At 51.0% G+C, this 13,987-nt stretch carries 13 protein-coding genes and 1 tRNA gene; 8 read left to right on the plus strand and 6 right to left on the minus strand.

What is annotated here, in order from left to right; translation table 11 throughout:
* Nucleotides 1–93: 93 nt before the first annotated feature.
* From Q7P68_RS04940 to Q7P68_RS04955, 4 genes are all read right to left on the minus strand, one after another.
* On the minus strand, nucleotides 94–954 hold the full coding sequence (locus Q7P68_RS04940) for a YjjW family glycine radical enzyme activase (RefSeq protein ID WP_304223552.1): 861 nt from the start codon (nucleotides 952–954) through the stop codon (nucleotides 94–96).
* A 27-nt stretch (nucleotides 955–981) separates the two neighbouring features.
* Nucleotides 982–2,472: a YjjI family glycine radical enzyme gene (locus tag Q7P68_RS04945; protein ID WP_304223554.1), complete on the minus strand. Its 1,491-nt coding sequence runs from the start codon at nucleotides 2,470–2,472 to the stop codon at nucleotides 982–984.
* 245 nt (nucleotides 2,473–2,717) lie between these two features.
* Complete coding sequence (locus tag Q7P68_RS04950) at nucleotides 2,718–3,758, minus strand: DUF2804 domain-containing protein (protein ID WP_304223557.1); 1,041 nt, start codon at nucleotides 3,756–3,758, stop codon at nucleotides 2,718–2,720.
* A 150-nt stretch (nucleotides 3,759–3,908) separates the two neighbouring features.
* Nucleotides 3,909–4,709, minus strand: coding sequence for a hypothetical protein (locus Q7P68_RS04955; RefSeq protein WP_304223560.1), 801 nt, complete (start codon nucleotides 4,707–4,709; stop codon nucleotides 3,909–3,911).
* A gap of 138 nt (nucleotides 4,710–4,847) precedes the next feature.
* Here Q7P68_RS04955 and Q7P68_RS04960 point away from each other — a divergent pair, with 138 nt between their 5' ends.
* Entirely contained in the window at nucleotides 4,848–5,759 is a 912-nt protein-coding gene (locus tag Q7P68_RS04960; protein ID WP_304223561.1) for an ABC transporter ATP-binding protein, read from the plus strand.
* Nucleotides 5,752–6,984 (plus strand): ABC transporter permease, encoded by a 1,233-nt coding sequence (locus Q7P68_RS04965; RefSeq protein ID WP_304223564.1) that lies wholly within the window; start codon nucleotides 5,752–5,754, stop codon nucleotides 6,982–6,984. The genes Q7P68_RS04960 and Q7P68_RS04965 overlap by 8 nt, the downstream gene beginning before the upstream one ends.
* A gap of 107 nt (nucleotides 6,985–7,091) precedes the next feature.
* Here Q7P68_RS04965 and Q7P68_RS04970 read toward each other — a convergent pair.
* A tRNA-Ile gene (locus Q7P68_RS04970) sits at nucleotides 7,092–7,165 on the minus strand.
* A gap of 92 nt (nucleotides 7,166–7,257) precedes the next feature.
* Between Q7P68_RS04970 and Q7P68_RS04975 the strand changes: the two genes are divergently transcribed.
* The 6 genes from Q7P68_RS04975 to Q7P68_RS05000 all read left to right on the plus strand — a co-directional run bounded on the left by Q7P68_RS04975 (nucleotide 7,258) and on the right by Q7P68_RS05000 (nucleotide 13,280).
* The gene (locus Q7P68_RS04975; RefSeq protein ID WP_304223567.1) at nucleotides 7,258–8,463 is read left to right on the plus strand and encodes an OmpA family protein; all 1,206 of its coding nucleotides are present in this window, start codon (nucleotides 7,258–7,260) and stop codon (nucleotides 8,461–8,463) included.
* A gap of 114 nt (nucleotides 8,464–8,577) precedes the next feature.
* A complete protein-coding gene (gene prs / locus Q7P68_RS04980) occupies nucleotides 8,578–9,810 on the plus strand; it encodes a ribose-phosphate diphosphokinase (protein WP_304223570.1) in 1,233 nt (410 codons plus the stop codon).
* 2 nt (nucleotides 9,811–9,812) lie between these two features.
* Complete coding sequence (locus Q7P68_RS04985; RefSeq protein ID WP_304223572.1) at nucleotides 9,813–11,219, plus strand: xylulokinase; 1,407 nt, start codon at nucleotides 9,813–9,815, stop codon at nucleotides 11,217–11,219.
* Nucleotides 11,216–11,866 (plus strand): HAD family hydrolase, encoded by a 651-nt coding sequence (locus Q7P68_RS04990; RefSeq protein WP_304223575.1) that lies wholly within the window; start codon nucleotides 11,216–11,218, stop codon nucleotides 11,864–11,866. The genes Q7P68_RS04985 and Q7P68_RS04990 overlap by 4 nt, the downstream gene beginning before the upstream one ends.
* 14 nt (nucleotides 11,867–11,880) lie before the next feature.
* Nucleotides 11,881–13,023: a diacylglycerol/lipid kinase family protein gene (locus Q7P68_RS04995; protein ID WP_304223578.1), complete on the plus strand. Its 1,143-nt coding sequence runs from the start codon at nucleotides 11,881–11,883 to the stop codon at nucleotides 13,021–13,023.
* Nucleotides 13,020–13,280: a YkgJ family cysteine cluster protein gene (locus Q7P68_RS05000; protein ID WP_304223580.1), complete on the plus strand. Its 261-nt coding sequence runs from the start codon at nucleotides 13,020–13,022 to the stop codon at nucleotides 13,278–13,280. The genes Q7P68_RS04995 and Q7P68_RS05000 overlap by 4 nt, the downstream gene beginning before the upstream one ends.
* 17 nt (nucleotides 13,281–13,297) lie before the next feature.
* Here the strand turns inward: Q7P68_RS05000 and Q7P68_RS05005 are convergent, their stop codons facing one another.
* Nucleotides 13,298–13,987 carry an MgtC/SapB family protein gene (locus Q7P68_RS05005; protein WP_304223583.1) on the minus strand — a complete coding sequence of 230 codons (690 nt, stop codon included), beginning with the start codon at nucleotides 13,985–13,987 and terminating at the stop codon, nucleotides 13,298–13,300.

The following is a 13,987-nucleotide window of genomic DNA, read 5'->3' on the forward strand; positions in this document are numbered from 1 at the left end:
AAGACAAGCCAGTATATGTACGACAATCGGCTTGTAAGGCGGTAATTAGAAACTCGCCTGGCTGGATTTTATAGGGCGGACTCCATTTCACACTTACACAACAAGGACTTCTTTAACACCAATAGAGCGGGCTAAATCAGCAAGCTGCTGGAGCTTTTGGTTTTCTGGCTGCGGTAATGTTTGGAACTGAGGCCGCACACCCTGGGGCCGGAAGGCAATTATCTTGTAGCGGGCTTGGCTGCCCCGCGCGGCAAGGACGCGGCTTACCTCCCGGACTGTCTCCTCCGCATTAAACTGTCCGCCGACCACCACGGTACGCACCTCATAAAGCTTTCCCATACCCGCAAGGAAGTCCAGATTTTTTAAGACCATGCGGTTACTCGCCCCGGTCAGGGCTTTGTGTTCTGTCTCGTTCCATGCTTTGACATCGAGCATAAAGCCCTCCGCATGGGCTACCAGATCCGGCAGAGCACTGTAGTCGGTAGAACCGTTGGTATCGATAAGGGTCCCCAGTTGATACCGTTCTTGTGCGCCGCGAACAAGGCCGGTGAGAAAGGCTGCCTGGAGGCCACATTCGCCACCAGAGACCGTAAGGCCCCGGATAAAGGGAATATACCGCTTAAGTCTTTCGAGAACCTCTGAAACCGAAAGCTGCTGAACCTTGGGCGACGATGAATGGGGACAGCGGCTGATACAGGTTCCGCAGTCGGTGCAGCGGGACCTGTCCCAGAGAATCTGGCCGTCTGAGAGCTTTAAGGCACCCGCAGGACAATGGCTCACGCAGAGACCACAGGCACTACAAGACTTACGGGTTTCGGGGTTATGACAATATTTGCAGTCAAAGTCGCAGCCCTGGAGAAAGACCACGGACCGGTTGCCCGGCCCATCCACAGCGCTAGAGGGGAGTATCTTCGCCACAAAGCCCATCACGTCATGAATATGATACTCATGCATATTCGGCTGCCGCTCAACTCTGATCCATCAGGACCTCAGCCGCCGGTCCAAGACTCCAAGATTATTGACGGCATTCCGCCCTAGTGCACTTGTGTCCTGCAGTGAGGCCTTCCCCTGATTCAGACGCTCAATTTCACAGCGTTTCACCAGGTACCCGGTAATACGCACCACTTCAGCATCGGCAGCGTATGCGCTGAAATACCGGAGCCCGCTCTTCATAGCCCCCCGAACTATGTCGGCCAGATGGGCCGGATTGTTTTTTACCGTGGGCTCAAAAGCAAAGACATCGCCGATACCGCTCGGGAAGTAGCGGTGGAAGGGGGCTGACCGGAGAATGTGTTCGCTGAGTTCCGGTTCTTCACCGATGGGAATACGGCAGCCCGGGCTTACCCCCCGGTCCGAATCGATGCCGACCTGGGCATGGAGGAGATAGCGGCCCCCAGCGGCTTTAAGCAGCGGGTTATGGTGATTCGCAACAAGCCGGTTGATCCGGTCGATGATATCTAAGCCTAATGCATCAGCTGCATCAGAGTGGCCAAAGCGACCGGGAGCAGAGAAATGATTCACAAGTTCGGCGAGCCCAACAATCCCAAACATACCGGTAAAGCGGTCCTGATGGATAAGTCCTTCTTCGACAAGGAAACTTGACTCAAAAAAGTTCGATTCCTGCACAAGGAACCGGACCCGTTCATCCATATACTCAAGTTGCTTCTGGACTGCGTCGGGCAGCAATTCCGACAAGAGCTGGTCCAAATTTCGGGCAAGTGGTGCAAGGCGGGCCAGGTTCATCCGTACCAGGGTACAGGAGCCGCCCCCAACGGGGAGGCCATTGTAGCAGCTTGCGATAGCATAATCATCAAAACCGAGCGCTTTAAATTCCTGAGAAAAGAGTGGGTGGTTCGCAAAACTCGGTTTAGCAACCTCGAGGGCAGTCTCACAGGCTTTAAGAAGAAAATCTTCACTGGTGCGTTCCGGGTCCAATTTCAGACTCAGGTTGGGGACCGCGTTTTTTTGTTCCCGGCTCATGTCCAAAATGAGGCGTCCTGCGGTAGTTTCTTCAGGGCCGATGTCTGCATGACAGAAGGAATCGTTAATAGTCCTATCGATCTGGAGTAAAAAAAGGTTGATAGCCTTACGGGCTTCCGCCTCAGAAGAGACAAAGGGCTGCAAAAGGTTGTCGATATCTCCCAAGTACACAGGAAACGTGGTGATGCTCGGCACATGGCGGTATAAAATAAGGAGCGCTGCCGTGGCTTCCCAAATATCCTTCGGGGGTGGAACTGCGAGAAATGTTGACCCCTGTGCCATAAACTTTCGGAAATCGGGAACTACATACCGGGGTCGGTATGGTGCGGGGCCTTCATTAAGGTCACAGATGACCCCCGCGTCGCGGTAAGCCTGTATTTCCTTTGATATAGCAAGGGGATGAACGGTCGCTTCACCCACACGGGCAAGACCGGCAACTTTTTGCTGATAGGTCAGGGTTTTATCGGTAATAACAGAAAGAGCAGGCTCCATGGATAAACCTCCTTATACCACAAGATTGATGAACCAACGGGTCCAAAATACTTAAGTAGTGTCTGAAGTTTAACCATGCCGGTTTTGACGGTTCTGCACCATTGAGTGGAGCCGCTCCGGAATGTCCGCCATAACCTCTCACAACGGACGTATTAACCGGGGTTTTTTATCACAGGACCTGTGATGTTACAAGAATTGTAAGATAGCGCGCTAATTTTGACAAGGGATACAGCAGGCAGTCCTTTCTACCATTGATTAAACACATGTTCAGACATACAGATAATGTTGTCCAGATTAAGCTGTTCCCCCGAATCAAGGACCAGATAGCCGGAGACAGTCCCAAACACCTGATGCTGTATAGATTTAAGGATCTTAAAATCAAATCGGGACTGACGATCCAATATTGGTTTAAGGGTGAGGCGAAGCCGTTCATCTGAACTAGTAAAATGCCAATTTTCTAAATGATCTTCGGGATTAAAATGAAAGACCACCTCCTCCAGCTTGTGAATCCTGCCATCGTATAGAATGGTGTTTTCCGAGGCTGGGCTGCGGTCGGAAAAGCCATATCCCAGATTCAAACCTAAGACTTTTCCCTCATGTTGAGCCGAAAGGGATGCCCAATACCAGGTATTTCGGTAGGTCCACACACCCCGGCCCCAGTCGAGGCTTCCCATATCAAAATCAGGATCAAATTGATAAACCTTTGAACCGATAGTAAAAGCACCCTTGGCTGCCATGCAATTTACCTTTTGATTGTAATAAAAGGCCCGCCGGTTTTCCTGCCAGCTTGTGGCGATGACGGTACTCTCCAGATCTTCAGGCTGTACCAGCTCTATGGTACCGGATATTCCTGTGTTTCCCTCGGCATCTCGAATTTCAGGGCTGGAAAAGCTAATAAGCCGCTTCCCCGGGCTGTACTCATAGGTGATGGAAAGTTTTTTGCTTACAAAGCTTATGCGGGCGTCCGCGTTCGAGGAAGCAGGAAGGCCAAGAGAGCCTAAGGGGAGCAGCGCAAGATCATCTATCTGATTGTAATAGGACCGGGCAAAATCGAAAAAGCAGAGAGCGCCGAGACCCAGGTAGCCAAGGTCACTGATGGTAAAGCTGAGACCAAAGCGGCCCTTATGGGAAAAGACCATATAATAATCCCACTCCTTAATACGGAGGGGATTGGCTTTTATTGAACGCCGCTCGTAGGTCCAATAGGGGTAGCGGGCCCAGCCTTCTGTAGTGATGTGCCCCGCCTTGTCCAGAAGGGGACAGGGCGTTGTTATTTCCCATTGCATAGGATAAGTATAGGCCCAACAAAAGGCGTTTTCCAGTGCACTACATCGACAGGAGTAGGTTCTGGGGATTCCCTCGAGATTCAAGGCTGAGCCTCGAGGGACAGTTCAGGGCTCAGCACTGATAATAGTCACAGGGCTCGTAAAGACCAGTTATTGTTGTTTATCCAATACGAGGAGACCCAAGGAGGTCTCGATGGTTGCCTGTGTCTGTTCGGTATTTAATGAAGCAACGGTGAGTCCGTAAAAATCTACATCTGCAGATTCAGTGTTTATGGTTTGGTGCGTTATATGGTTGAGTAGATAGTTCGTATCGCCATACACAATCAGTTGCCAGACACCGGTTTGGATTAAATATATCGAACTACTATTCATGGTGCCATTAAAGCTGAACTCGAAACTACCATCAGCTTGCAATATGGCCGCAGCACCTGGTTTCGCTGCCCAAGTTCCGGACCAGTTTCCGACCCAGGCTGCAGGACGGCTTGGAGCGGCAATCTTTGTAAAGGAGCCCCGCATGGTATTGTCGTTCGGCCCGGGGATATCCATGGTCAGAACATTGTTAACCAGGGTAAAGGGGATATGTTCGGTAGAAGTTTCGGCACTCCAATTAGCACTATTTGGGTCAAAGTTTGCATTTACTTGTACCGTCATCTCTTCGTCGGTATTACTATACGTTCCCCGCATTCCTGCAATATGGTCCCCATCGAGTTCAAAGGCTAGAAACTCAATGGAACCATTTTGAATGATGGCAAGTCCTTTTACGGATACTTGTTCCGACTCGATCATTACCGAAACGTTTTCGGCAAACCAATAGCCAGACAAATCAGGGATTTCAGGTTCGGGAGATTCGAACAACGGACAGGCGGTAAAAAGGAGGGCGGCACAAACCGCTGCAAGGATCATCCCAAGACCAACCCGTGGATTTGCATGGCCCTTCCACAGGGTTTTCATGGGCACCTCCATGCATGATATATCAATAATTATAGCACGATTTTGCAGAATTTCAGATTCCTTTTTTCATTTCACTCCTTGTGCGATATCTCGTATACAGTGCAGAATACTTGCAAATCCCTGAAAGGAGGGAAAACAGTGATAGAAGTACAAAATGTAACTAAATCTTTTGATACACTTCGAGCAGTAGACAGCATCAGCTTTTCCGTACGGCCGGGAGAAATATTCGGCCTTATCGGACCAAACGGAGCAGGTAAATCAACCACAATCAGGATGATTATGAACATCATAGCTCCCGATTCGGGGACTATTTTGTTCAATGGGAAACCGCTCTCTGAAGCCGATAAGAATCTTATCGGCTATCTCCCCGAAGAACGGGGCCTTTACAAAAAAATGAAAGTCAAGGACCTGCTTGCCTTTCTTGCGGAAATCAAGGAGGCCGACCGAAGTATGACTGCACAGCGGATAGAAAATTGGCTTGGGCGGTTTGGCCTTTTGGATTGGAAAAACCGTAAAATCGAAGAGCTGTCTAAGGGAATGGCTCAAAAGGTACAGTTTATCGGGACGATCATTCATGATCCACCGGTGCTGCTCTTTGACGAACCATTTTCCGGCCTGGATCCTATTTCCCAAAACCTGATGCTGGAAGTGTTTTTAGAGCTAAAAAACGCAGGAAAAACAATCATATTTTCGACCCACATCATGGACCATGCAGAAAGGATCTGTGAACGAATCCTGCTGATCAATAAGGGAAAATCGGTCCTTTCCGGATCTCTTTCTGATATTAAAAGCCGATTCGGAACCAATACGGTTCAAATTGAGTTTGATGGAGATGGTTCGTTTATAGAAAAGTTACCCTATATAAAAACAGCCAGGACTTTTCCACGTTGGACCGAAGTAGAACTTTCAGATCCCGATATGGTGAATAATCTCTATCAGGATCTGGCAGGCAAAATACGGGTACGCCGGTTTGAGCTCATCGAACCTAGTCTTCATTCAATATTTGTCCGGCTGGTTGGGCATACCGATGAGGAGGCTACCAATGCGTAAACTGCAAGCAGTAATCATTAAAGAATTCAAAGCCACTGCGGCAAATAAAACCTTTGTCATTATCACTCTCTTAGGTCCCTTTCTGATTCTCGCAATTACGGTCTTGCCAAATCTTCTCACAAGCAATCCGAACATGAATAAACCAAATAAGCCCGTGGCAATCTATACCAGCGTAAACGAAATTTACGAGCGAATTGCCCAAGCCTTGGATAGCCAAGCTATACCGCCTCTCCGTATTACTGATCTTTCGGAAGGTAAATCCAAGGTGCTTTCTGAACAGTACGCGGGGATCCTTGAAATTCCCGAAGCCTGGCCGCGGGAGGAAGCGCGGTTTTATAGTTCTACCGGTATGGAAGCCATGCTGTACAGTATGATAAACGAAATGCTCAATTCGCTGGCTGTGGAATGGAATAGCAAGGAACTGGGACTCACACCAGAAACAGTCAGGGCCCTGCTCAGCAAGCCCGATTTCAGGGTGGTTAAGCTTGGTAAAGATATGAAAGAAGAAACTAAAACTAACGAAGACTTTTTAGGCATACTTTTTACCGTCCTCAGTTTTGTCATGATGATCTACATGACGGTGCTCCTGTACGGACAGCTCATAGGGCGATCAGTTGTACAGGAAAAAACAAGCAAAACCGTGGAAATTATGCTTTCGAGCCTTTCGGCACGGGAACTTATGTTTGGGAAAATACTGGGGCTTGGAATCGCGGGCCTTATTCAATACGGGGTATGGTTTGGCATGGGTATTGCAATGATTACCCTTGTTGGACCAACCTTGCATGTTCAGCTCCCGCAGGCCATAACGGTGAGCAATTTTATTTGGCTTGTAGTATTTTTTATTTTGGCTTTCTTTCTCTACGGAGCTGGCTATGCGGCCCTTGGCGCTGCAGCGGAGGACGAACACCACCTTGGCCAGCTTGCATGGCCCCTCATCATCTTTTTGGTTATACCCATGGTCATGATAAGTCCTATGATTATGAACCCCAAAAGTCTTTTTGTAGTGATTTTATCTTATTTTCCCATGACAGCTCCGATTGTTATGCTGGTACGGATTCTTGTCTCCATGCCGCCTGTATGGGAAATCACCCTTTCGCTTGGCATTATACTATGTTCTGTGATCGGAGCTGGGTTTCTTGGAGCTAAAATATTCCGTGTTGGTATTTTGATGTACGGGAAACGGCCCAAGTTTGATGAGGTTCTTCGCTGGATACGTATTAAGTGACGGGCCATCCTGGCTCCTCTTCCTCCCTGCCGGTCGGCGGTCCCTCCGTTTCAAGTCCAGCGCTTGGTTAAAAAACAAAAGCCGCCTGACGGCGGCTAAAATATTTCTGGGCCCTGCTGGACTTGAACCAGCGACCTACGGATTATGAGTCCGCAGCTCTGACCAACTGAGCTAAGGGCCCGAGGCACTCTTTTGTACCGTGAATGGCAAAAAAAGTCAATAAGAGGCCTCCCCGCATCCGATAAGGTAAGAAAGGGTGGTATATTCATCAATATGAACAAGAAATATGGTGCCATTTTTCTATGTCTCTGCCTGATTTCCGTCAATGTGCTGTGGGCCGAGCGGTTTCAGTTTATCTATACCGCAGGGGACAAGTACCGCTTTCTTTCCACCGTGCAGGAGGACGTCTATATAAACCGGGTATTGAGTCATCAGGCGGAAATCCTCAACCGTATTTCGGTAACGGTGAGCGCAGTGACCAACGGGGTAGGCCGGCATGAAGCGGTTTTTCAGACTTCGGAACGGTCTGTAGGCGTTGGATCCGGGAGAACCTTCCAGTGGAGCCAGGAATACAATTCTGTCTTTGACCGGGATAAGTTCGGCGCTTATACGATTGGGCCATCCTATTATATGCCCGTAGTCCGCAATGTACCCATTTTTCCAGACCGGGACCTGCAGATCGGCGAAAGCTGGACCGCTCCGGGAGAAGAGGTTCATGATTTCAGTACCAGTTTCGGCATTAAGGAGCCCTACCGGATTCCCTTTAACGCGACCTACACCTACCTTGGTAAAAAAAACTACAATGGAACTGAATACCCTGCAATTTCTATAAGCTATCGTATTTTTGATGAACCGAAGCGGGTTTTAGGGACCATTTGGCCCACCAGAATCATGGGAGCCTCTGACCAAGTAATGTACTGGAACCAAAAACTGGGTCAGCCCGCGGCTTATACGGAACAGTTCCGCATCATTATGGAACTTTCCAACGGTTCCACCGTAGAATACCGGGGAAGCGCCAAGGCGGAAACCATAGAAGCAAAACCAATGAACCGTGAAGCGGTAGCCCAGGAAATAGCAGCAGATATTAACGCACAGGGTATAAAAGATACAACCGTCCGGGTGGTTCCCGAGGGGGTTACGATTAGCCTCGAAAATATACAGTTTCAGGCAGACTCAGCATTACTCTTGCCATCCGAAAAAGCTAAGCTCGATAAAATTGCGGAAATTCTTAAGCGATACCCCGACCGGGACATATTAGTCGGGGGTCATACGGCCCTGGCCGGGACAGCCGAGGGAAGACAGAAATTATCGGAAGAACGGGCCGCGGCAGTTGCGGACTACCTTATAGGCCAGGGTGCCAGAACAAGCACCCGCGTCGTGGTCCGCGGATATGGAGCAGAACGGCCCCTTGCGGACAACAGCACTGAAGCGGGGAGGCAGAAAAACCGCCGCGTGGAAATTACCCTGCTGGAGAACTAAAACAGCTCCGGCTGTTTTTCCTTTTTCTGCAAGTATCTAGCAGGGCTTTCAAGATTTTGTCAAATTTCTCTAGCTTGACCGCCAGGGGCTCTCTGTGGTACCACATATATACCCATGAACTACGCAGACCCCACCAGACTCGGAATCCTGGCATGCCCAGGGGGCGAACAGTTTGCCAACGAGGTAATTGTTCACCTTAAGCGTCTTTATCGTCGTAGATTTGAAAACAAGGCTGCCGCTCTTTCCAAGCGCTATACCATGGAAAAAGAAGCGGTCATCCGGGAAATCAATTTTGCCAATGATGTGGTTATTTCTGGCCGCAACCTGAGCGGAGACATCCAGAAATTTAGGACCCCGCCCTTCAAGATTCCTGCCCGTTTTACCTATTTCCCCAACGGGGAAATAAAAACAGAAATTCTTGAGTCCATCCGCGGCAAGGACATCTATATCTTCCAGGATGTGGAAAACCATCATCCGCTCCCCTTTAACGACGGCAAAAACATGAAGGTTCTGTCGGTCAACGACCATATCATGAACCTCCTCGTTACGGTTGATGCGGCAAAACATGCGGGGGCTGAAAAAATAACCCTGGTGCTTCCGGTATATCCCTATTCGCGGCAGCACAAGAAAAAAGGCCGGGAGGGGCTCACTGCGAGCCGTATCGGCAAAATGCTGGAATCCATGGGGGTAGACCGTATCATCACATTGGATATCCATTCCCGGGAAATAGAAAACGCCTTTAATATGCTCCACATGGAAAACCTCCATGCAAGCTACCAGATTATCCGCAAGCTGTCCCAGATTACGGACATACACAGCGAAGACTTTGTGGTCGTTTCTCCTGATACAGGCGCGGTGGACCGGAATAAATTCTATGCCACAAGCCTAAAGAAGCCCTTAGCCCTCCTCTACAAGGAACGGGACTATTCACGGGTGACCCAGAACGCCCTGGACAACAATATTGCTGAGATTAAGCTTCTTGGTAACGTCCAGGGAAAAACGGTCTTTATGGCCGACGATATGCTCGGAACCGGCGGGACCCTCCTTAAGGCAATGAAATTCTTAAAAGATCAGGGCGCAAAGGATGTGATCTGTGCCATAAGCCTTCCCTTCTTTTCAGGCGAAGCTATCGATCTTTTTGAGAAGGCCTACCGGGAAGGGCTTTTTTACCGGATTATCGGAACCAATGCGGTATACCACGAGGATCTCTTGAAACGTGAATGGTATGCCAGTGTTAACATAACGAGCCTCTTTGCCCAAACCATTTCCCGGCTCCATCACGGACGCAGTCTCAGCTCCCTTTTGGATAATCGGGAAATTATTGAAAAGCTCATCGCTAAAGCATAACTATGGAAAGCGCGGCCCCCATTCTGTGCGCCGATATCGGAACATCCTCCCTAAAGGCCGCGCTCATTTCCACCACCGGAGAACTATTAGCCTTTGTTCGGGAACCCTACCCTGCCGACCGCGTCCTTGATGGCACAGTCCATGCGAGCGACTGGGAAGAGGCCTTTATCCGCGCGGCGGGGGCCCTGCAGGCCGCAGCGCAGCAACGGGGCAACAGGGCGCAGCCGGTGGGCCTTGCGATTTCCGGCAATGGGCCTACATTAGTCCCGGTAACAAAATCCGGCCAGGCCCTGTTGCCCCTGCACTGGCACGACGGCAGGGTCGCCAAAGCAAACGATGGAGCTGCCCACCCGTCGCTCTTTCTGCCCCACGCAGCTTATCTGGCCCAAAACGAGCCGGACCAGTACGCCCATACAGAACGGTTTTTATCATCCCACGAATGGCTTGCCTGGCGTCTCGGCGCAGAGCCCTGTACGGTAATCCCCAACCAAGCCTATGTTCCCTACTACTGGGACGAACGGCAAATACAAGCCTATGGGCTCGAAAGCCATCGATTTCCCCCTTTTGTTGAACAGGGCGTACTGATTGGTTCTGTTTCCGCCGCCGCGGCCGGGAGAACCGGCCTTCCGAAGGGGCTTCCTATCATTTCTGGCGGACCGGATTTTATAACCGCCCTTATTGGGACCGGCGTCGTTGTACCGGGTATGGTCTGCGACCGGGCGGGGACCTCCGAGGGGATTAATGTCTGCGCTCGACAGGGAAGCAAAGCCCGAACTTTGCGGACCTTACCCCATATACAAGAGGGGCTTTGGAACGTGGGAGCCATACTGCCAACCACGGGCCGTCTTTTTGAATGGTTCCGCCATATTACAGGTCAGGAAAGCCGGGACTACCGGGAAATGCTTGCGGAAATCCTTCAATGCAAGCAATGTACAAAACCGCGGGACTTCTTTTTCCCCGACATCCGGTCCGCAGGGAGACTGCAGGTCTCGAGCGCCTTCTTTTCCACCGCGGGACTCACCAACCGGGCCGAGCTGGGCTATGCGGTTATTGAATCTATCGCCTTCATGGTACGGACCGCCATTGAAAACCTGGAAAAGGAGGGCTACTGGATCGAAGGAATGCGGCTCTCAGGGGGCCAAGCAAAAAACACCTATTGGAACCAGTTCAAGGCCGATGTGACCGGCCGCTGGCTCGCGGTGCACCAGATAGAGGACGGGGAACTGGCTGGCAACGCATGCCTTGCCATGAAAGGCCTTGGTTACTATCCAAGCATCGAGGCAGCCATAGAAGGGACGGTAAAAATCAAAGAAGTGTTCGAACCGGTGCAGCAGCGCTACGCCATGCACTCCGAACGGTTCGAGGTTTATAAAACCATGCTGCATAAAATGGAGCGGTTCTTTGAATGAAGCTCTTCCATATTCCCCGCCGCGTAAGGGGCCTTATTTTCGACATGGACGGGACCCTTTACACAAACCACGCTTACGGTGAACATCAAAATGTCGTCCTTATTCAGCGCCTTGCAGAACTTCGGGGGCTTTCCTACGAGGAAATGAATGCCCAGATTGATGAATACCGCCGCCATTGGGCTCAGAGCCACCAGGGAGAGAAGCTCAGCCTTGGTAACACCATGGTAGCCTTTGGCATCCCTATCGAAGAAAGTATCCGCTGGCGAAGTGAACTCATCAACCCGGAACACTTTCTTTCCCCTGATCCAGTCCTGCGCAGTACCCTCCTGGCCATGAAAGACTATGCGGGACTTGCGGTGGTAACTAATAACCCTACCGACATAGCCCAGAGGACCCTTGGGACGCTCGGAGTTTTGGATCTTTTTTCTGTTATTGTCGGCCTGGATACCTTTGGGGCATCAAAACCCCACGATCGCAGTTTCTTAAAGGCCGCAGAGGACCTGCAGGCGAAGCCAGAGGAATGTATCGCCATCGGTGACCGATATGATATTGATATTGCCCTGCCCCTCAAACTGGGCATGGGGGGCATCCTTGTGGATGGAGCTGAGGATATGGCTCCAATCTTGACGTTATTGCAAAACCTGTGAGAATCTATTCTTCTATGAAAGATATTCAGGCGGTCCAAGAGTTTGCCGCCGACCTGGCGGAAATGTGCACCCATACTCCGCTCATGGCCGAGCGTCCCCTGGTATGGACCATCATCGCAAACCCCATGGCAGGGGGCTTTACCATTGCAAAACGCTGGAAACGGCACCGGGAAATTCTCCGCATCTATGCGGACCAGGCCCGGAAAACCATGCGGCGCTCCGGGCCGGCCATGCCTTCCCAGACAGCCCTGGAAGCAGACCAGGGAACAGGCCGTCTCGGTGCCTTAGGTCTCATCCCGACTCTGCGGCCCAACCACGCGGGAGACCTGGTCCGCCGCCTCATCGATGAAGCCCTGGCAAATAGACCGGAAAAAACGGGAGAGGCAGCCCCCTTTTACCTTATCATTACCGCAGGCGGGGATGGTACAAGCCTGGAAGCCCTGACCGCCCTGTACGAGCTGCCTCCGCATCTTCGCAGCAGTTTTGCCATACTCCGCCTTCCCATGGGAACCGGCAACGATGGAGCCGATGCCCGGGACCTGGATAAGGCTCTGGACCTTTTGGTGCATCCGAGCCGTGTGGACTTTATGCCTGCGGTAGAACTGCGGACCGCGAAAAAAGACAAGGGCCCCTTTCTCGCTTTTAATATCCTTTCCATAGGGCTCGATGCCTTTGTGACCTACATGACCAACAAAATGAAGGGCCACCTTCCCGGAGACTCTTACAAGCTGTGGGTCGATATCGCGACACTCTTTTACGACCGGATCTACCCTGTGGCTCCTATGTATATCGAAGCCTTTGATGAAAGGGGCAGCAGTCTTTCCAGATTTGAAGAAAAGCTCTTACTTCTGGCCTTCGGCATTTCGGGGCACCGGACCTATGGGGCGGGCATTTCCATACTGCCCGATGACCGCAATGTGTGCGGTGTGGAGGAAATGCCCCTTCTTAAAAAACTGAAACTGAAAAAGCTTTTTACCTCAGGAAAGCATGCGAACCTTGCGGAAGCCCATCTCCTTAAAGCGGCTAAAGTCCTCGTCCGCTACAGCGAACCGATTCTGGCCCAAATGGACGGCGAGCCGGTACAGCTTGAACGGGAAGACTTCCCTATCACCTTGGCGCTGACCGAGCCCCGCATACCGGTCCTGAAACTGCTATGAAAAATCAATGTCGGAGCGGCTGCGGTGCCTGCTGCATCGCTCCATCCATCACGAGCCCAATGCCTTTGCTACCTCAGGGTAAACCCGCTGGCATACCCTGCCCTCATCTCGACGAAGACCTTAGGTGCCAGCTGTATGGTAAGAGCGAACGGCCGCTTGTATGCAGCTCCCTGCAGCCAGAACCCGCTATGTGCGGAAGAAACAGAGATGAGGCGCTTGCATATCTAACGAATTTAGAAAACCTCACCAAACCCTGATATAGTTTCCAGTCCGGCTAATATTTCTCCTTAATTTCGATCCGCTCGATATTGCCAGTCTCTTTCAGGGCCTTGCTTAACTTCTGTAGGTTCGTTGTATTCGGAAACCCAACGAGTAGCCGGATCCGGGAACCGCCACCCTTGGTAAGGCTCTGGTCCACATCGATCGACTGAACGCGTACACCGTAGGAGGCAAGTACTTCCAGAGATTTGCGGGTATCGGGAATGGCACTCTTAAAGGTAAGCTCCATGAGCTTGTTCCGTTCCGCCGGAAAGAGTTTCTTTTCCAGGACATCCAAAGCAACCAGGGTAAAAAGCCCCATGGCTTCTGCAATGGCGGCGGCAAAAAAGAGGCCCGCACCGATAGCGAGTCCCACCGCTGCAACAAACCAAAGCGAAGCAGCGGTGGTGAGGCCTTTTACATTGTTTCCCAGCCTCAGGATAGCTCCGGCTCCAAGAAAACCTATGCCGGAAACTACCTGAGCCGCAATACGGCCCGGGTCTCCATTCTTGAGCATGTTAAATTCCTGGGGTATCCAAATAGATAGTATCATGAGCAGCGTGGAACCCAAGGCGATAAGAATATGGGTCCTGAGTCCCGCGACCTGGTGGCGGCTTGCCCGTTCAAAGCCAATAATGCCCCCTGCAACGAAACCTGCCAGAAGTCTGAGAGCCATATCCCATGCTGTTATTAGAGGTGTATTCAT

This window comes from Gracilinema caldarium (assembly GCF_029265695.1).
Classification (GTDB): Bacteria; Spirochaetota; Spirochaetia; order Treponematales; family Breznakiellaceae; genus Gracilinema; species Gracilinema caldarium_A.

Excerpts from the sequence above, each read along its gene's own strand:
- Q7P68_RS04940 (WP_304223552.1), bottom strand. The coding sequence starts at position 954 with ATGCATGAGTATCATATTCATGACGTGATGGGCTTTGTGGCGAAGATA.
- Q7P68_RS04945 (WP_304223554.1), bottom strand. The coding sequence starts at position 2,472 with ATGGAGCCTGCTCTTTCTGTTATTACCGATAAAACCCTGACCTATCAG.
- Q7P68_RS04950 (WP_304223557.1), bottom strand. The coding sequence starts at position 3,758 with ATGCAATGGGAAATAACAACGCCCTGTCCCCTTCTGGACAAGGCGGGG.
- Q7P68_RS04955 (WP_304223560.1), bottom strand. The coding sequence starts at position 4,709 with ATGAAAACCCTGTGGAAGGGCCATGCAAATCCACGGGTTGGTCTTGGG.
- Q7P68_RS04965 (WP_304223564.1), top strand. The coding sequence starts at position 5,752 with ATGCGTAAACTGCAAGCAGTAATCATTAAAGAATTCAAAGCCACTGCG.
- Q7P68_RS04975 (WP_304223567.1), top strand. The coding sequence starts at position 7,258 with ATGAACAAGAAATATGGTGCCATTTTTCTATGTCTCTGCCTGATTTCC.
- prs (WP_304223570.1), top strand. The coding sequence starts at position 8,578 with ATGAACTACGCAGACCCCACCAGACTCGGAATCCTGGCATGCCCAGGG.
- Q7P68_RS04985 (WP_304223572.1), top strand. The coding sequence starts at position 9,813 with ATGGAAAGCGCGGCCCCCATTCTGTGCGCCGATATCGGAACATCCTCC.
- Q7P68_RS04990 (WP_304223575.1), top strand. The coding sequence starts at position 11,216 with ATGAAGCTCTTCCATATTCCCCGCCGCGTAAGGGGCCTTATTTTCGAC.
- Q7P68_RS04995 (WP_304223578.1), top strand. The coding sequence starts at position 11,881 with ATGAAAGATATTCAGGCGGTCCAAGAGTTTGCCGCCGACCTGGCGGAA.
- Q7P68_RS05000 (WP_304223580.1), top strand. The coding sequence starts at position 13,020 with ATGAAAAATCAATGTCGGAGCGGCTGCGGTGCCTGCTGCATCGCTCCA.
- Q7P68_RS05005 (WP_304223583.1), bottom strand. The coding sequence starts at position 13,987 with ATGAATACACCTCTAATAACAGCATGGGATATGGCTCTCAGACTTCTG.